This is a genomic window from Brachybacterium tyrofermentans (genome assembly GCF_039526165.1).
In the GTDB taxonomy this organism is placed as follows: domain Bacteria; phylum Actinomycetota; class Actinomycetes; order Actinomycetales; family Dermabacteraceae; genus Brachybacterium; species Brachybacterium tyrofermentans.
The window spans coordinates 29,599-47,442 of the sequence record NZ_BAAAIR010000042.1 but is presented as its reverse complement, the minus strand read 5'-3'; the positions used below and the strand labels follow the sequence as shown (position 1 = coordinate 47,442).

At 71.7% G+C, this 17,844-nt stretch carries 16 protein-coding genes; 6 read left to right on the top strand and 10 right to left on the bottom strand.

Annotation, left to right across the window (positions count from 1 at the left end):
- Positions 1-119: 119 nt before the first annotated feature.
- The 4 genes from ABD093_RS11605 to ABD093_RS11590 all read right to left on the bottom strand — a co-directional run bounded on the left by ABD093_RS11605 (position 120) and on the right by ABD093_RS11590 (position 3,669).
- Complete coding sequence (locus tag ABD093_RS11605; RefSeq protein WP_193116580.1) at positions 120-353, bottom strand: hypothetical protein; 234 nt, start codon at positions 351-353, stop codon at positions 120-122.
- Positions 354-495: 142 nt separating this feature from the next.
- Positions 496-1,353, bottom strand: coding sequence for a hypothetical protein (locus tag ABD093_RS11600; protein ID WP_319021512.1), 858 nt, complete (start codon positions 1,351-1,353; stop codon positions 496-498).
- A gap of 136 nt (positions 1,354-1,489) precedes the next feature.
- Complete coding sequence (locus tag ABD093_RS11595) at positions 1,490-2,791, bottom strand: GHMP family kinase ATP-binding protein (protein WP_319021511.1); 1,302 nt, start codon at positions 2,789-2,791, stop codon at positions 1,490-1,492.
- Positions 2,788-3,669 carry a nucleotidyltransferase family protein gene (locus ABD093_RS11590; RefSeq protein WP_319021510.1) on the bottom strand — a complete coding sequence of 294 codons (882 nt, stop codon included), beginning with the start codon at positions 3,667-3,669 and terminating at the stop codon, positions 2,788-2,790. The genes ABD093_RS11595 and ABD093_RS11590 overlap by 4 nt, the downstream gene beginning before the upstream one ends.
- A 163-nt stretch (positions 3,670-3,832) precedes the next feature.
- Here ABD093_RS11590 and ABD093_RS11585 point away from each other — a divergent pair, with 163 nt between their 5' ends.
- A complete protein-coding gene (locus tag ABD093_RS11585; protein WP_193116579.1) occupies positions 3,833-4,252 on the top strand; it encodes a DUF2695 domain-containing protein in 420 nt (139 codons plus the stop codon).
- A 100-nt stretch (positions 4,253-4,352) separates the two neighbouring features.
- Here the strand turns inward: ABD093_RS11585 and ABD093_RS11580 are convergent, their stop codons facing one another.
- The 5 genes from ABD093_RS11580 to ABD093_RS11560 are packed head-to-tail and all read right to left on the bottom strand — an operon-like array spanning position 4,353 to position 10,446.
- Complete coding sequence (locus tag ABD093_RS11580) at positions 4,353-5,501, bottom strand: cysteine desulfurase family protein (protein ID WP_193116578.1); 1,149 nt, start codon at positions 5,499-5,501, stop codon at positions 4,353-4,355.
- Positions 5,502-5,546: 45 nt separating this feature from the next.
- Positions 5,547-6,407 (bottom strand): carboxylating nicotinate-nucleotide diphosphorylase, encoded by an 861-nt coding sequence (nadC, locus tag ABD093_RS11575; RefSeq protein WP_193116577.1) that lies wholly within the window; start codon positions 6,405-6,407, stop codon positions 5,547-5,549.
- Positions 6,401-8,347, bottom strand: a complete 1,947-nt coding sequence (gene nadB / locus ABD093_RS11570; protein ID WP_343924590.1) for an L-aspartate oxidase — start codon at positions 8,345-8,347, stop codon at positions 6,401-6,403. The genes nadC and nadB overlap by 7 nt, the downstream gene beginning before the upstream one ends.
- Before the next feature lie 2 nt (positions 8,348-8,349).
- Positions 8,350-9,732: a quinolinate synthase NadA gene (nadA, locus tag ABD093_RS11565; RefSeq protein ID WP_193116576.1), complete on the bottom strand. Its 1,383-nt coding sequence runs from the start codon at positions 9,730-9,732 to the stop codon at positions 8,350-8,352.
- 27 nt (positions 9,733-9,759) lie between these two features.
- The gene (locus tag ABD093_RS11560) at positions 9,760-10,446 is read right to left on the bottom strand and encodes an NUDIX hydrolase (RefSeq protein ID WP_193116575.1); all 687 of its coding nucleotides are present in this window, start codon (positions 10,444-10,446) and stop codon (positions 9,760-9,762) included.
- A gap of 189 nt (positions 10,447-10,635) precedes the next feature.
- On the opposite strand from ABD093_RS11560, the gene ABD093_RS11555 reads away from it, so the two are divergent.
- From ABD093_RS11555 to ABD093_RS11545, 3 genes are read left to right on the top strand one after another with little or no spacing between them, the layout of a single operon-like run.
- Positions 10,636-11,304 carry a hypothetical protein gene (locus ABD093_RS11555; RefSeq protein ID WP_343924587.1) on the top strand — a complete coding sequence of 223 codons (669 nt, stop codon included), beginning with the start codon at positions 10,636-10,638 and terminating at the stop codon, positions 11,302-11,304.
- Complete coding sequence (locus ABD093_RS11550) at positions 11,301-12,089, top strand: hypothetical protein (protein ID WP_193116573.1); 789 nt, start codon at positions 11,301-11,303, stop codon at positions 12,087-12,089. The genes ABD093_RS11555 and ABD093_RS11550 overlap by 4 nt, the downstream gene beginning before the upstream one ends.
- A 44-nt stretch (positions 12,090-12,133) precedes the next feature.
- On the top strand, positions 12,134-13,498 hold the full coding sequence (locus tag ABD093_RS11545) for an MFS transporter (RefSeq protein ID WP_343924584.1): 1,365 nt from the start codon (positions 12,134-12,136) through the stop codon (positions 13,496-13,498).
- 57 nt (positions 13,499-13,555) lie between these two features.
- Here ABD093_RS11545 and ABD093_RS11540 read toward each other — a convergent pair whose 3' ends face one another.
- Positions 13,556-14,476: a DUF817 domain-containing protein gene (locus tag ABD093_RS11540; protein ID WP_343924582.1), complete on the bottom strand. Its 921-nt coding sequence runs from the start codon at positions 14,474-14,476 to the stop codon at positions 13,556-13,558.
- A gap of 200 nt (positions 14,477-14,676) precedes the next feature.
- Here ABD093_RS11540 and ABD093_RS11535 point away from each other — a divergent pair, with 200 nt between their 5' ends.
- Positions 14,677-16,200: an OFA family MFS transporter gene (locus tag ABD093_RS11535; RefSeq protein WP_343924580.1), complete on the top strand. Its 1,524-nt coding sequence runs from the start codon at positions 14,677-14,679 to the stop codon at positions 16,198-16,200.
- Between the two features lie 122 nt (positions 16,201-16,322).
- On the top strand, positions 16,323-17,819 hold the full coding sequence (locus ABD093_RS11530) for a glutamate-cysteine ligase family protein (protein ID WP_343924578.1): 1,497 nt from the start codon (positions 16,323-16,325) through the stop codon (positions 17,817-17,819).
- The last annotated feature ends 25 nt before the right edge of the window (positions 17,820-17,844 follow it).

Below are 17,844 nucleotides of genomic sequence, written 5' to 3'. Positions count from 1 at the left end.
CAGGCTGTCACCGCCCGACGATCCGTGCGTTCCGTGCGTTTGCGACGCGGATAACGCAAGGAATGCACGGCTCGATGCCCAGCGGCAAGATCGGGTGAGGTCGGGAACTGGCCTCCAGCTCAGCTCGTCGGCGCAGGCCGTCGGGCACGCCGAGCGGCCATCACGTTCGACACCGTGATCAGGACGCCTGCGACGGCGAGTGCCCCGCCCAGCACAGGGCTCCGGGGGATGTGCACCGCACCGAGATCTACCTGGCCGAGGCTGAGCGCCAGCCCCGCCAGGCCGATCGCCAGCCCGATGATGATGCCCTGCACCGCGCGCCAGAGTCGTTGACGACGAGTCACCCAGGCCATGGTCGAACTCCTTCCTTCGTGTGGCCGATCCATCCGTGCGTTCCGTGCGTTTGCGACGCGGTTAACGCAAGGAATGCACGGCTCGATCGGGGCCCGACCGGAGCCGGAGTCAGATCGGGGGTCGGCCCGACGGGAGACAGGGTCAGCTGGTGTGGAGGGTGATGAGGCGGCCGTGCTCGCGCCAGGCGACGCGGAGGTCCAGCGGATCGCCGGGCACCTCCGCGTCGATTAGGTCCACATGGGCCCCCAGAGGGGCATCGCGCAGGTCGGCCACCAGGAGCGCACCCTCGGGCAGTCCGCTGATCTCGGAGGCAGCGGGATCCTGCAGGGGCACGGAGACACCCTCGCCGGTGACGTCCTTGACGGCAGGGCCCTCCGCCGCTGCGTGAGCCGTCCCGTCGGCCTCGTCCTCCTCCTCGTCCTCCCCGACGAGCGCGGTGAAGAGGTACAGGTCGATGAGCTCCTGGGCGGCCTCCGTGCGGGCCACGCCCTTGGGGTCGGACTCGTCGCCGCGCAGCGCCAGGGCGTTCAGCGTGGCGTCGAGGGCGTCGGCGAAGCGCTCCAGGTAGGCGATGAGATCGGGGGCGGCCAGGCGCAGGGCCAGGTCCTCCCCGATGCCGTAGACGACGCCCGGGGCACCGTCGTCGTCGATTGTGAGGACCACGGCCGCCTCGGGCGTCTCGTACAGCGGGTAGAAGGTGGTGGCCGCCCCCAGCAGCGTGTACGGGCCCACGTCGGTGCGGTCCTCGATCACCAGGTTCAGCACCGGGATGCCGCGCAGCTCGATGCCGCTGAGCTCGTCGAGGATCTGCTCGAGGGCGGGCGGCGGATCTGCGGCGATCTCCTCCTCGTTCACGGCGAGGCCCGGAACGAGGGTGACGTCCTGTTCATGGGTGCGGGCCAGCGAGGAGATCCGGTCCAGGACAGGGCGTGCCGTCAGCAGCGGAATCGCGGGGGCCTCGGTGGGCCAGGGCAGGGAGGAGGGCATCGGAGTACTCACCCCGTCATCGTGGCACAGCGCGCCGAGCGCGGACCCTCGTCGGGCGCCGATCCGCGCTGGGCGTACCTCCGACGGCCGGCAGCACACAGTCAGCCGCCGCCCCGCAGCAATGTTCCACGGCCGCCGACGGACGTGCTCAGCCGGCCAGACGTCGGGCCGCGCCGCCGGGTCTGGCCAGGGAGGTCGCGGCCCGGGCACGCTCGGGATGCTCCGCCCGGTAGGCGTCGAGCCAGCGGACGGCGAAGTCCTGCGCGTCGTTAGTCGGGACCAGCGCCCAGACGCTGCCCCCGAAGCCGGCTCCGAAGGCGCTCGCGGCCTGCGCTCCGAGCCCGCGGGCGAGGCGCTGCAGCGACACGGTCTCGGGAACCTGGTTGCGCAGTCCGTCCTCGGCGCCGGCCTGGGATTCGTCGACCAGGCGCCCGAACTCGGCGAGGTCGCCGTCCTCGAGCGCGACCGACGCGGCGGGGATGATCCGCTCGGACTCGGTGAGGAACTGTTCGAAGCGGCCGGCGAGGTAGTCGTCGTCGGCGACGAGTGCGCGCAGACGCTGCGCGGTGGCGGGCCCGCTGGCCACGGCGTCGGCGAGCGAGGCGTCGGCGCGGCCGGTGTCCTCACGCCAGCGGCGCAGGATCTCGGCGACGGCGAGGGAGACGCGGTTGTAGTGGTCCCGGGCGGAGCCGGTCTTCTCGGCCTCGACGCCGCTCACGGCGACCACGAAGGTCAGCTCGGGGCCGAGGTCGATGGTGCGTTCGTGGCGCACGGGGCAGAAGGAGTACTGGACCAGGGCGTCCCGCTGGCCGCACAGCATCGCGGTGTGGTCCCCGCTGCCACCGAAGGTGCCGACGCCGCGGTCGCCGGCGAGGGTGCCGAAGCTCTGCCCGTTCTCAATGGTCCCGAAGTACTCGCCGAGCTGCTCGGTGGTGGTGATCTCGCGGGTGAAGGCGGGGTCCGCGGCGATCCCGGAGAGGTCGATCAGGGCGAGCGCCAGGCCGACGACGAGCGCCGAGGAGCTGGACATCCCGGCCGCGAGCGGCAGGGTGGAGGTCACGGTGACGTCCGCTCCGCGGAGCTGACCGGGGAAGTTCTTCTCGAGCCGATCGGCGACGGTGCGCACGTAGCCGCCCCAGTGCCCGTCGGCCTGGACCTCGCGCTGAGCGGCGGAGCGTGCGTCTTCGCCGAGGTCGATGCGCACGGGACCGTCGGCGCCCTCAGAGCGCACCTCCAGCACGCGGTCCTCGCGCGGGGTCGCGGTGATCGTGTGGCCCACGTCGACCGCGGCGAGCAGGGAGCGCCCGCCGGCGTAGTCGGTGTGCTTGCCGAGCACCTCGATGCGGCCGGGCACGAACCAGCGTGCCGCGGCCCCGGATGCATCGGCGGAGGAGTCGTCGAGGGGCTCGGTCCGGATCCCTGCGGTGAGCGCGGCGAGCACGTCGCTCACAGGCGCACCTCGATCCCGGCGAGAGCGCCCTGCACGGCGGCGACATCGCCGCGCGAGGACATGTCCAGCACGCCCACGGCGGCGGGGACCACGGTGAACGCCTCGCCCTCGGCGACCAGCAGGCGCACGGCGTCGATGACCTCGAGCTCCCCGCGCGCGGAGGGTTCGATGCGGGCGCAGGCGTCGAAGATCGCGGGGGTGAACAGCCAGGCGTTCATCGAGACGGGGGCCTGCTCGCCGTAGGCGGCGAGGGTGGCCTCGTCGGGCTTCTCGACGATGTCACGCAGAGCGCCGGTCTCATCGGTGGCGACGAGAGCGAAGGAACGGATGCGGTCCGAGGGGATGTTCGACCCGGTCACGAGCGCTTCGCGGTCGAAGCCGACGAGGGCGCTGCCGGGGGCTGCGGCGAGCGCGGCCAGGGCCTCGCGCGGGTAGTAGTTGTCGGAGTTCAGCACGATGACGCGCTCGGAGCCGGCGAAGTCGCGGGCCGCGGCGACGGCGTCCCCGGTGCCCAGAGGTTCGGTCTGCACGGCGGTGGTCACGGTGACGCGGCCGCCGCTGCTGGCGGCGGCGTACTCGCGCAGGACGTCATGCTCCGGGCCGATGACCAGGCAGATCTCGGTGACGCCCACGTCGGCGAGCACGGAGATGACGTAGTCGAGGAAGGGGCGGCCGACGTCGATCAGGGCCTTGACGCCGCTCGCGGCCACAGCGGCCTGCTTCTCGTCGAGCTGGGCGGCGTCGTCAGCCTTGCGCATGCGCGTGCCGAGCCCGCGGGCAAGGATCACGGCCCGGGTGACGGCGCTGTTCGCGGCGCTGTCCGTGGCGTTGTTCGCGGCGGAGGGGTCGGCGGGGTTCGAAGAGCTCAGATCAGTCACATGAGGAGTCTACGGGGAGGGACACACGGAGGCCGGAACGTTTCACAGAGTGCCGAGAAGACTGCCGCGAGGCAGGTTCGCACCCGTCCTCCCCACCGCGTCAGTGTCCACATCCGCGGGCGGGCGCCCCTGCCCGGGCGTGTGGTGGTGGTCGACTGGATCCATGTCATCGACTCCCCTCGACGAGGCCGAGGAGTACCTGCGCCTCCTGGCCGCGACCCTGACCGATCCGGCCGACGGCGAATGCCTCCAGTGCTACGTCTTCCGGATGCTCGCCTTCGGGTGCACCGGGTCGCGCTGGACCCGGCGCTACCGCGATCTGCGAGCCCCGAACGCCACAGCGCTGCTGCGGAGGCTGCGCTCCAAGGGCGCAGGCTGCGATTGCGGACTGTTCATGAACGCCTTCGATCTGCGCTCCGAGTTCCTGGTGGTGCCCATCGCGTTCGACCCCGACGGGACTGCGCTGAGATGCGACCCCGAGTATCCCGACCCGATGCCCACCTGCCATGGGGTGCGCCGAGGCTCGACCCAGCCGTGCACGCTCTGGCTCGCGCGGTACCGCTATCGGTACGGGTGGTGGTGACCGTGCTGGCCAGGAGCTCGCCTGATGACCGGGCCCGTCCTCGAAACGACCGTGGATGCCGACGTGCCCGCGACGGCACGGCCGATCGCTCTATCGCCGATCACGTCGCGGCCAGAACCTCCTCGACGGCGAGTGCCGCCGCGTCGAGCTGCGCGGCGGACACCTCGGCTCCGAGGGTGAACCGCACCGCTGTCTGGGCGACCTCCCGCGAGATGCCGAGGGCGGTGAGCACGTGGGAGGGCTCATCGCTGCCGGCCGCGCAGGCAGAACCGCTCGAGGCGACCACGCCGCGCTCCTCGAGGTCCAGCAGCACCGATTCGCCGCTGAGCCCAGGAACGCAGAAGGAGGCATGGGCGGGCAGTCGCGCGGAGCGCCCATCGGGCCCGGTCTCCGCCGCGGGAGGTCCGGTCAGCAGCACCCCCTCGCGGGCGGTGAGCACCCGGGCGAGGAAGGCGTCCCGCAGCGGGCCGATCCGCGCGACCTTCTGCGCCCGCTCTGCCTCGGACAGCTCCAGGGCGACGGCGAGTGCGACGGCGAAGGCCACGTTCTCGGTGCCGGAGCGCCGGCCGTTCTCCTGCCCGCCGCCGTGGACGAGCGGCTCCAGCGGCAGGCGTCCCCGGATCGCTGCGACGCCGATGCCCTTGGGGGCGCCGAGCTTGTGCCCGGAGATCGTCAGCGCGTCCGCGCCGAGGTCGCGGAGGTCGACCCAGCCAGCGGCCTGCACCGCATCGGTGTGCAGGAGCGCCCCGGTCTCGTGGGCCGCAGCGGCGAGAGCGGGGATGTCGGCGATCGCGCCGATCTCGTTGTTCGCCAGGGCGAGGGAGACCAGGGTGGTGTCCGCGCGCAGCACGGCACGCAGGGCCTCGGGGGTGACGATCCCGTCGGCCCCGACGTCCACGAAGGAGACCTCGAAGCCGTGCACCCGCTGCAGGAAGCTGATGCTCTCGAGCACCGCCTCATGTTCGGTGGGCGCGGTGACCAGGTGTTTCCCGCGAGGTGTGGCGAGGGCGAGCCCCCTGATGGCGAGGTTCGCGGCCTCGGTGCCGCTGGCGGTGAACACGATGTCGCTGCGCCGGGCGCCGAGCACGGCGGCGACCCGTCGGCGCGCGTCCTCGAGCCCCCGTGCGGCGGCCTCCCCCACGGTGTGGTGGCTGGACGGGTTGCCGAAGGTGCCGGTGAGGTACGGCCAGGCGGCTTCGAGGGCCTCGCGGCGCACCGGGGTCGTGGCGGCGGTGTCGAGATAGAGCATGTCCGGATCCTCCTGTCGGGCGTGGGGTCGAGCGATACGCCGGGATCAGTTCGCGGCGGCCAGCGTGCTGTCCAGACCGAGGTCGAGGTTCCGCACCGAGTGGGTGAGCGCGCCGGAGGAGATGACGTCCACGCCGGTGCGGGCGATGTCGGCGACGGTGTCGAGGGTGACGGTGCCGCTGGCCTCGACGATCGCGCGACCGGCCACGATCTCCACCCCGCGGGCGAGGTCCGCGAGGGAGAAGTTGTCGAGCATGATGATGTCGACGCCGCCGGCGATCACGGGCTCGATCTGGTCGATCCTGTCCACCTCGACCTCGAGCCGGGTGGTGTGGCCGAGCTGGGCGCGGGCGTGGCGGATCGACTCGGTGAGGTCCAGGCCCTGCTGCTGCAGGATCGCGAGGTGGTTGTCCTTCGCCATCACGGCATCCGAGAGCGAGAACCGGTGGTTCACTCCCCCGCCGCTGCGCACCGCGTGGCGTTCGATCGCACGCAGGCCGGGCGTGGTCTTGCGAGTGTCGGTGATGCGCACCCCGGTGCCTTCTACAGCGTCGACGAACTTCCTCGTCAGCGTGGCGATCCCGGTCATGCGCTGGGTGAAGTTCAAGGCGATGCGCTCGGCCTGCACGACCGCACGCGCCGGGCCGACGACGGTCGCGAGCACGTCGCCGGCGGCGAAGCGCTCACCGTCCGCCACGTGCCCGGTCACCTCGACGGCGGTGTCGGTGAGGCGGAAGGCGGCGGCGAACACGTCGATCCCGGAGAGCACGCCGGCCTCACGGGCGGTGAGCTGCGCGGTCGCGGTGGCATCGGCGGGGAGGAACACCTGGCCGGTGAGGTCTCCCCACGGGGCGTCCTCGAGGAGAGCTGCGGCGACGACGGTATCGATCTGGGTGGTGGTCAGCATGCGAGGGCCTCCTGGGCGGGCTCGGAATCGGCGGAGAGGGCAGAGGTGGGGGCACCGACGAGCTCATGAGCGTCCGTGCGACCACGGGCCTCGGCATGGCCCTGATTATCGGCAGGTCCCTGGGTGGCGAGATGACGGGGATCGTCGAGCCGGTGGTGGGCGCCGACGGACCCCGGCCTGGCCAGGGCGTGCGCGATGAGCAGTCGGGCGAGGTGGAGGAGATTGCGGTCCTCGAGCTCGGCCACCGTGGTGCACGAGGCGGGGTCCGGATCCCCCCAGGAGGCGAGCAGCGCCGCGGCCGCGTCGAGCTGCTCGCCCGTGCGCAGCAGACCGGCATGGCTCCACAGCAGCTCCTGCAGCTCGGCGCGGGTCCACCGTTCCGAAGCCCCGGGACCGGGGGCGGGGCTGGGGCCGGGTCTGGGGTCGGATCCGGCGGGGACAGCCGCATCCACTGGCGCATGGTGCGCAGGCAGCGCTGTATACGGCGAGGCCGCACACCCAGCGCCCCTGGGTGCGATGGGGAGGGCGGTACCCGTGACGGGGAGAGCGGCAGCTGCGACAGGGAGAGCAGCAGCAGCGACAGGGAGAGCAGCGGAGGCCGTGGCGCGGACCTGCTCCACGGCCGTCGCGCCGGCACGGGCTCCGAACACGGCGCCCTCGAGGAGGGAATTCGAGGCGAGGCGGTTAGCCCCGTGCACGCCGGTGCGGGCGCACTCCCCCGCGGCGAGGAGCCCGGGGAGCGTGGTGCGCCCGTCGAGATCGGTGCGGATCCCGCCCATCCAGTAATGGGCGGCCGGGGTCACGGGCACCGGCTCGCTGCCCCAGTCGACTCCGGCTCCGCGCACGGCGGCGTCGATGGTGGGGAACCGTTCCCGGAGCTGATCCGCACCGATGCTGGTCGCATCCAGGAATACGGGCCTGCCGTCCTGGGCGGCCATGACCTGGGCGATCGCGCGGGCCACGACGTCGCGCGGGGCAAGCTCGGCGCGGGGGTCGAGAGCGGGCAGGAAGCGCCGACCGTGCTCGTCGCGCAGCACGGCGCCCTCCCCGCGCACGGCCTCGGAGATGAGGAAGGAGCCGGGGGCTGCGAGCGCGGTGGGGTGGAACTGGTAGAACTCGAGGTCCTCGACCGCGGCGCCGGCCCGCCAGGCGGCGGCGATCCCGTCCCCGGTGGAGACGGCGGGGTTCGTGGTGTGGGAGAAGAGCTGCCCGGCGCCGCCCGTGGCCAGGAGCGTGGCCGGGGCCCGCACCGCGAGCCGGGTCCCGTCGGCCGCCATCAGCTCGGCGCCGACCACACGGCCACCGTCGACCAGCAGATCCACCAGCGTCATGTGCTCGCGCAGGGCGAGGGAACCGCCCGTCGTGCTGCTGGAGCTCTCCGTGGCGCGGTCGTGCACGGCGTCCACCAACACCTCCTCGATCGCCCGGCCGGTGGCATCGCCTCCGGCGCGGAGGATCCGGGGGCGGGAATGGGCCCCCTCGAGGCCCAGCGCATACGGACTCCGGCCCGCCCCGATCCCGGACCCGAGACCGTCAGCAGGCTCGAGATCACCAGCGACGTCGAGGCCACCAGCGGACTCACGGACACCAGCGCGATCGAAAGCGACTCCGCGGTCGATGAGGTGCGCGATCGCGGCCGGGCCCTCGTCGCACAGCACCCGAACTGCCTCCGCATCGCACAGGCCGGCCCCGGCGGCCAGGGTGTCCTGTTCATGCTCGGCGACGGTGTCGGAGGGGTCGACCGCCCCGGCGATGCCGCCCTGGGCGTAACGGGTGGAGCCCTCGGCGAGCTCCGCCTTGGTCACCAGGAGGACGTCCACCGACCGGGCGGCGTGCAGCGCCGCCGTGAGCCCGGCGATCCCGGAGCCGATGACCAGCAGATCGGCGTGCATCAGACCGGCGAGCTGCCGATCCGTGGGCTGCTCGTCGTGCGCGCCCATGCTCAGCGCTCCGAGGTGGTGCGCTCCGAGGTGGCACGCTCGGGAGCAGCCCCGACCGGGGCCGGCTTCGCGGCGAGCATGCGCTCGAGCGCGAGGCGTGCGGGATCGGCGACGTCCTGGCTCACGGAGATCTGGTTGATGACCTCGCCGTCCAGGAGCGATTCGAGGGCCCAGGCGAGGTAGCCGGGGTGGATGCGGTACATCGTCGAGCAGGGGCACACCACGGGATCCAGGCAGAAGATCGTGTGCTGCGGGTGCTGGGCGGCGAGGCGCTGGACCAGGTTGATCTCGGTGCCGATCGCGAAGGTGGTGGGTTCGGTGGCGCCCTCGATGGCCTTGCGGATGTAGTCGGTGGAGCCGGCTTCGTCCGCCGCATCGACCACGGGCATGGGGCATTCGGGGTGCACGATCACGCGCACACCGGGGTGCTCGGCGCGGGCCTTGTCGATCTGGGCGGTGGTGAAACGCTTGTGGACCGAGCAGAAGCCGTGCCACAGCACCACCTTGGCGTCATGGAGGGCCTGCTCGTCGTTCCCGCCCAGCGGCCGGCGCGGGTTCCACATGGGCATCTCGTCCAGGGAGATCCCCATGGCCTTGGCGGTGTTGCGGCCCAGGTGCTGGTCGGGGAAGAACAGCACCCGCTGCCCGCGCTCGAAGGCCCACTCGAGCACGGTCGAGGCGTTCGAGGAGGTGCACACGATGCCGCCGTGGCGGCCCACGAAGCCCTTGATGTCCGCGGAGGAGTTCATGTAGGTCACGGGGATGACCGGCAGGCGGCCGTCGTCGCCGGGCACCTCGCCCCCGTAGACCTCCATCAGCTGCTCCCAGCACTCCTCGACCTGGTCGATGTCCGCCATGTCCGCCATCGAGCAGCCGGCGGCGAGGTTGGGCAGGATCACGGCCTGCTCGGGCCCGGAGAGCAGATCGGCGGTCTCGGCCATGAAGTGCACGCCGCAGAAGATGATCGCCTCGGCGTCGGTGCGGGCCTTCGCGGCGGTCGCGAGCTGGAAGGAGTCGCCCACGTAGTCGGCGTACTGGATGACCTCGTCGCGCTGGTAGAAGTGCCCGAGCACCACTGCACGGTCCCCGAGCTCCGCCTTCGCGGCGCGGATCCGGCGGTCCAGCTCCTCGGTGCTCGCGTCGCGGTACTCCTGCGGGATCTCGCCCTGGCGCGGGGATGCGGCGGGGATCGGATCGGCCATCGAGGCGCCGGGGCCGTAGCCGGGGTCGCGGGCGTCGACGTCCCAGGGGGCGTCGAGCAGCTCGGTGGAGCAGCTGCTGCCGGAGGCCGCGCCGCTGGAGATGTCTCGCAGGGTCAGGTCGACCGACGCGGTGGGGGCCGAGGAAGCGGTGGCTGCCGTGACAGGGGTATCGGTGGTGGTCATGTCGTGCCCTCCGTGGGGTGTGGCCGGTCAGAGACCGGTGAGCGGGCCGTTGTCGGCGAGGTGGATGGACTGGTCGTGCCGGTAGAGGCGGGCGGGGCGATGGCGGCCACCGGTGCGATAGGCATCGGTGGCCACCAGGCGTCCGGAGGACTCCATCTGGCGGCGGAAGTTCGCGGGGTCGAGGGTGCGCTGCAGCACGGCCTCGTGGACTCCGCGCAGCTCGGCGAGGGTGAAGGCCTCCCCGAGGAACGCGGCGGCGATGCGGGAGTACTCGACCTTGTTGCGCAGGCGCCACAGGGCGTACTCGACGATGAGCGAGTGATCGAAGGCGAGCTCGGGGACCTCGTCGGCCACGAACCAGCGCACGTTCACGCCCGCCTCGCCGGCGTCGGCCTCCTCGGGCCGCACGAGCGCCCAGTAGACGACCGAGACGGTGCGCTCGTCGGCCGAATCCGACCGGTCCAGCCCGCCGAAGGCGTAGAGCTGCTCGAGGTACTGCGGGGTGAGCCGGGTGGTCTCGCGCAGGTTCCTCGCGGCCGACGCGGCGAGCCCCTCGTCCGGCGCCAGCGGACCGCCCGGGAGCGCCCAGAGTCCCTGGTGGGGATCTCGGATGCGTCGCACGAGCGGGAGCCACAGGGCCAGCCGACGGGTGGTGGGGTGAGGGCGCAGGGCGAAGATGACCGTCGAGACGGCGAGGTCTGTCCGAGAGCTCATGGGGACGACACCTCCTGTTAAAGTCGCGAGCACCTTTACTGGTGACGAGACATTAGGCTCACCGTGACCAGAAGTGCACGATGTGACGCGATCGTGTGATCGGGGTCACGGAACGGGTGACTTTAACTGTCGCGGCACCACGACCCCGAGCGTCTTCCCGAACCCGACCGTCCATGACAGAATCCGCCCATGGCCAGCGATGACACCACTGCGACCGAATACTCTTCCTCGCGCACCCCGAGGACGCTCCTGATCCTGGCCGCCGTGGTCGTCACCGTTCTCGTGGTCACGGTCTGCGTCATGGCCCTCCGCGCCCCCGCCACCGCCGCGGAGAGCTGGACGGCAAGCCCCGGGAAGCGGACTGCGGCGAGCATGTCCCTCAGCCCCTGCGCCCCGCCGCCCGAGCACTCGGGGGCCGAGCTCGTCGGCGAACAGCGCGGCCTCGCCACCCTGAGCGTCCGCACGGACGAGAACAGCGACACCCTCGCCTGCCTGGCCACACAGATCGACGACGAATGGACGGCGATCACCGTCACCACTCCCTATGACGCCGCCGCCACGATCCCGGCGGACGGTGCGATGGTGCGCAGCGACGCGCTGCTGCAGACGGATCCGACCTCGGTGGATGCCCCGGAGACCCCGTCGCAGCATGTCGTCGCCGGGGAGGTCGGCGACCTGGTGACCGCCGTGACGCTGCAGACGGCGGCCGGCGACACCGAGGCGACCGTGTCCGGCGGCTGGTTCGCCGCCTGGTGGCCCACGGAGGACGAGTACGAGCTGGACCACCCCGTCACCGCCGTGCTCACCCTGACCGATGGCTCGACCCGCACGACAGAGATGACGGTGCCCCACCAGTGAGCACCCCTCCTCCGAACACGCCAGCTCCGGGCGCACCAGCGCTGGGCACTCCACCGTCGAGCGCGTCGCCCCTGGGCGCCACGCCGAGCGACCCGCCCGGCCCGACCGGCCCGACCGGCCCCCGTCGTCGGGCGCGCCGCCCCCTGCTGATCGTGTCGCTCGTGTTCCTGGCGGCGGCTCTGCTCATCTCGGCTCTCCTCGGTGGTTCCGGTGCCGAGCCGGCCTCGGCATCCTGGTCACCCGCTCCGGAGGTCCAGGACCCCGGATCCCCCGTCCCCCAGGCCTGCGCGGGTACGGGGACCAGGACGGCCATCGAGGAGGTGCTGGTCGCCGAACGGCGCGGCATCACCCTGATGGTGGTCGGGCTCGACAGCGCCGGGGACACGTTCACCTGCCTGGCGATCGGGGAGGACGACCCCTCCACCACGGTCCTCACCAGCGGACCCGGCGAGGAGCGCGCCCAGATCCCGGCCGACGGCCTCGTCCCCGAGGGGATGCTGCTCAGCCAGATCGACCCCGCCGCGCAGGACGACGACGACACCGCTCAGCAGCTCGCCGTGTCCGGAGCCGCCGGGGCCGACGTGGTCGCGGTGACCCTGAGAACCTCGGTCGGCGACGTCGAGGCATCCGTGGACAACGGCGCCTTCTCCGCCTGGTGGCCCACAGCCGACACCTCCGAGCTGGACATACCGATCACGGCTGTGGTCACCTGCGCGGACGGCACCTCGCGGACGCTCACGCTCTCCGCCGACGACATCCCGGCCGACAGCACGGACGACGTCTGATCCCCGGCCGCCGAGGCGCCGCAGACCTCAGGAAGCGAGCCCTCATGACCTCCTCCGCCACGGAGTCCACCCCTCACCAGGCCACGCCCACGAGCACCCGCACGCCGAGACGTGTCGCCTGGGCGTCCATGGTCGGCACCTCGCTCGAGCAGTTCGACTTCTACCTCTTCGCGTACTTCTCCGCGTTCTTCGTCGGCCCGCTGTTCTTCGAACCCCTCGGGGCGGCCGGCGCCTCGCTCGCGTCCTTCAGCACCATCGCCGTCTCCTTCGTGATCCGCCCCGTGGGCGCCCTGGTGTTCGGGCACATGGGCGACCGGCTGGGCCGACGCACCACGCTGCTGTGGACCGTGGGTCTGATGGGCGTGGCGACCGCGCTGATCGGCATGCTGCCCTCCTATGCGCAGGCCGGGTGGCTGGGGGCGATCGGTCTGGTGGTGCTGCGTCTCGTGCAGGGCATCTCGCTGGGCGGCGAATGGGGAGGCTCCGTGCTGCTGGCCACCGAGCACGCCCATCCCCTGAAGCGGGCGTTCTACGCGGCGATCCCGCAGCTGGGCTCGCCCGTCGGCTCGATCCTCTCGGCGGCGGTGTTCATCGTGCTCACACTGACCCTGCCCGAGCAGGCCATGGCGGACTGGGGCTGGCGGGTGCCGTTCTTCCTCGCGCTGCCGCTGCTGCTGGTCTCGCTCTACCTGCGGCGCGCGATCGACGAGACCCCGGTCTTCGCCCGCCTCGAGCAGGCCGGGGACCGGGCCCGCCGACCGGCGCTCGCCATGCTCCGCACCCGCCCGTGGGCGCTGCTGATCGCGATCGGCGCCGCCCAGCTGGGCATCGGCTCCTACGCGCTGATGAACACGTACACGATGAACTACGGCTCGGTGGTGCTCGGCTACCCGTCCCTGCAGCTTCTCAGCGCCGCGACCATCGGCGCGCTCCTGCAGCTGCTCACCATCCCCGTGTTCGGGGCGCTCGCCGCGCGCACCAGCTCCGCGCTGGTGGTGGGCGCCGGCGCCCTGGGCACGGCCCTGATCGCCTTCCCGCTGTACTTCCTGCTGCAGTCGGCGAGCTTCGGCGGGCTGGTGACGCTGATGGTGGTGGGCGGGATCCTGCCCACCATGTCGTGGGCGGCGCTCGGCGGCCTGATGAGCGACCTGTTCCCGGGACGCTTCAGCTATTCGGCGCTGTCGCTCGCCTATGCGGTGGCCGCCACGGTGGGCGGTGTGGTCCCGCTGGCCACCTCGGCGCTCGGTCTGTGGACGGCGCAGGCCTGGTGGCATCCCGGGATCGTGCTCGTCGCGCTGTCCGCGGTGACGCTCGTCGCGGCCGTGGCCGCCCGCCGCGAGAGCCGACGGAGACCCTCCGCGCCCACCGTCAAGCGGACGGACGGACGGGCCGACGACTTGTCGAGCTGACGACCGGTCACTCCGGTCGTCGGTGAGGTCCCGCAGGTGCAGGCTCCGCCGACGGGCTCAGTCAGTCGGCGGCCGCGGCCTGTGCACGAGAGTCACCAGCACCACCGAGATCATCATCAGCAGCAGCCAGGCCACGAACTTCGTCGGCGGCACCAGATGCCACTGGGCGGACTGGTGCGGGTAGATCCAGGCGCCCGCCCAGGTGCCCACGTTCTCCGCGATCCACAGGAAGAACGCGACACCGACGAAGGCGACCAGGATCGGCATGCGCCGACGCGGGCCGGTGCGCTGGTTGCGGAAGCTCATCACGCAGCGCGCATAGAGCAGCACGACGGCCCCCACCAGCACCCAGCGCACGTCCGGCAGGTAGTGGTGGGTGAAGAAGTTCGCGTAGATCGCGGCGGCCACCAGCGCGGTCGCCCAGATCGGCGGGTACCGGGTGAAGCGCAGGTCGAACAGGCGGAACACGCGCACCATGTAGGAGCCCACGGCGGCGTACATGAACCCCGTGTAGAGCGGCACTCCCCCGATCCGCAGCAGCCCGTCGGTCTCGTACGCCCAGGAGCCCATGTGGGTCTTGAAGATCTCCATGACCGTGCCGACGACATGGAACATCACGATCACCCACAGCTCCCTGCCGCCCTCGAGCCGGAGGGCGAGCATCAGCGCCTGCACCGTGAGGGCGGCGAGCACCAGGGCGTCGCTGCGCACCAGCAGGGCATCGTCGGGGTAGACCAGGCGCGCCAGCACCAGGAGCACGAGCATCACGGCGCCGAACACGCACGCCCACGCCTGCTTCGCGGTGAACACGGCGAACTCGAGGAGCCCCCGACGCCACGGGCCCGCATCCGCCGCAAGAGCCTGCGACCGCCGGTGGGCCCACGCGTCGAGCCGCTCCTCGAGCGGGGTGAAGGCCCGGCCCGAGGCCCGGCTCGATTCTCGGCTGCTGTCCCCGCTGTCCCCGCTGGCACGACTCATGAACCGGACCCTATGCACGTCAGGGCCGATTCGTGCGGGGGCGGCGGGCAGGATCCGGGGAGGAGTTGTGCGCATGCCGCGATCGATCTGCGTCGCGACACCGGCGCGAGGAGCTTGGGCCGGGACGGACGGGAAACCTATTCTCACCCGATGGGCCTCACCGGAGCAGCCCGTGCATCCCTTCTCTCCCCGGAGGCCTCATGTCCGTCCTCGACCGCAGCGCGATCATCGCGCCGGCGAGCTTCAACCGCTGGCTCATCCCGCCGGCGGCGCTCGCCATCCATCTGTGCATCGGCCAGGTCTATGCGTTCAGCGTGTTCAAGACCCCGTTCCAGAGTCACTTCGGCGTCGGCGAGGTCGCCGTCGGCTGGATCTTCTCCCTCGCCATCGCCATGCTCGGCATCTCCTCCGCCATCGCCGGCACCTGGGTGGAGCGGGTGGGGCCGCGGATGGCGATGGTCGCCGCCGGCGGCTTCTGGGTGCTCGGCTTCCTCGTCTCGGCGATCGGCATCGCGACCGGTCAGCTGTGGCTGGTGTATCTCGGCTACGGCGTGATCGGCGGCATCGGCCTGGGCATCGGCTACATCGCCCCGGTCTCCACCCTCATGAAGTGGTTCCCCGACCGCCCCGGGCTCTCCACCGGCCTCGCGATCATGGGCTTCGGCGGCGGCGCGCTCATCGCCAGCCCGGCCTCGAACAAGCTGATGGCGCTGTTCGGCGGCGGCGTGGATCCCTCGCACCTGGTCGCGGGGCTCACCCCCACCTTCCTCACGCTCGCCGGCTGCTACCTGCTGGCGATCGCGCTGGGCGCCTATGTGATCCGCCTGCCCCACCCGGACTGGGCGCCGAAGGGCTTCGACCCCCGCAGCGCCACCTCGAAGGCGGCGCAGACAACGGGCTCGGTCTCGGCGAAGCAGGCCATCCGCACCCCGCAGTTCTGGCTGCTGTGGATCGTGCTGTTCACCAACGTGACGGCCGGCATCGGCATCCTCGAGAACGCCGCCCCGATGGTCTCGGACGGCTTCGGCATCGCCGCCGCCGCGGCAGCCGGCTTCGTGGGCCTGCTGTCCCTGGCGAACATGGCCGGACGCTTCGTGTGGTCCACGACCTCGGACTACCTGGGTCGCAAGCTCAACTACGCGCTGTACCTCAGCATCGGCGCCATCCTGTACGTGGTCCTCGCGACCGTCGGCTCCGCATCGCTCGCGATCTTCGTGCTCTCGGCGCTCGTGATCATCTCCTTCTACGGCGGCGGCTTCTCCACCGTTCCCGCGTACCTGAAGGATCTGTTCGGCGTCTACCAGGTCGGCGCCATCCATGGCCGGCTGCTCACGGCCTGGGCGGCCGCCGGCATCGCCGGACCGCTGCTGGTCAACAGCATCGTCGAGTCGCAGGCCGCCGCCGGCCACTCCGGGATGGACCTGTACAAGCTCTCGATGTGGCTGATGGCGGGCATCCTCGCCGTCGGCTTCGTCGCGAACCTGCTGATCCGTGCGGTCAAGCCCTCGCACTTCGAGGACGAGGCCGTGGTGGCGCAGAAGAAGGAGGCCGACCGCGCCGGCGCCCATGAGGCGATCAGCAGCAACGGCGGCGCCGAGGCGCAGGCGAAGGCCGGGGCGACCCACACAGCGGCCGCCGGCGTGCTCGCCGTGCTCGTGGTCGCCGCCCTCGCCTACGGCCTGGTCGAGACCGCGATCCGCGCCGTGGCCCTGTTCACCGCCTGATCCCGGGAGGCCGAGGGGTCCGCGTCCCGACCACTCGTTCCGCGCCACGGCTCGTGGTACCCGGCAGGCCCTGCGGCGTGCTTGTATTGCCGGACCTGCCCCGTCACCACCCGGAGGTCACCATGGGACGCGAGATCGGCACCACGGAGTACACCCGTTCCCAGCGCACCCGCTATCGCCGGGAGCTGCGTCGGAACCTCGACCTGTTCGAGACCTTCCTGGACACGGCGGAGTTCGTCGACGAAGGAACCGTCGGCGTCGAGCTGGAGATGAACCTCGCCGAGTCCGACGGGATGGCGCCCGCGCTGCTGGTGGACACGATCCTGGAGGATCTGGACGACGAGGACTTCGTCCACGAGATCGGCCGCTTCAATCTCGAGGCGAACCTTCCGGTGTCCCATCCCACCGGCGCCGGCCTGCGCGATCTGGAGACCGAGCTGGGCGAGAAGATGGAGCGCGCCGACGCGGCCGCGCAGCGCCACGGCGCCCGGGTGATCCCGATCGGCCACCTCCCCACCATCACCGAGGAGCTGTTCACGGACGACGAGTGGCGGGCGCCGGGAGCCCGCTACGAGGCGCTCGAGAACTCGGTCATGGTGGCCCGCGGCGAGGAGATCAACCTCCGCATCGACGGCGAGGGCAGAGGGCTGGACACCACCTTCGACTCGATCGCCCCGGAATCCGCCTGCACGTCGATGCAGCTGCACCTGCAGGTCCCGCCCGAGCAGTTCGCCGCCGCGTGGAACGCCGCGCAGGCGATCGCCGGACCGCAGGTGGCCCTCGCCGCGAACTCGCCGTTCCTGCTGGGCAAGCGGCTGTGGCACGAGACCCGCATCCCCACGTTCGTGCAGGCGCTGGACACCCGACCGCCCGAGCTCGCCACCCAGGGCGTGCGCCCGCGGGTGTGGTTCGGCGAACGCTGGATCACCTCGATGTTCGACCTCTTCGAGGAGAACGTGCGGCTGTTCCCGGCGCTGATCCCGGAGTCGCGGGACATGGCCGAGGAGCCGCTGCTCACCGAGGGTTCCTCCCCGCGCCTGCACGAGCTGATGCTCCACAACGGCACCGTGTGGCGCTGGAACCGCCCGATCTACGATCCCGGCACCGACGTCCCGCACCTGCGGCTGGAGAACCGGATCCTGCCGGCGGGGCCGACGGCGGCGGACATGGCCGCCAACGCCGCCTTCTTCTACGGGATCCTCCACTCGCTGGTGCACGAGCGGCGCCCGCTGTGGTCGCGGATGAGCTTCGAGCAGGCCGACGAGTCCTTCCAGCAGTGCGCCCGCTGGGGCCTCGAAGCCCGGGTGCGCTGGCCGAAGGTGGGTCGGGTGCGCGTGGCCGATCTGCTCCGTGAGCAGCTGATCCCGCAGGCCATGGACGGGCTGAAGGAGCTCGGGGCCGATGCGGACGTCGCCGAGCACTACGGGAACCTCCTCATCGAGCGCACCCGCACCGGGCGCAACGGCGCGAGGTGGCAGATCGACACCGTCACCTCCCTCGAGCTGCGCGGCGCGAGCCGCCCCGAGGCGCTCGCGGAGATGACGCGGCTGTACCGGGAGGGCGTGGACTCCGGGAAGCCGGTGCACGACTGGCCGGTGCCGGCGCGCCAGCGTCGCTGAGACCCGGCACTCTGCCGGTCGAACC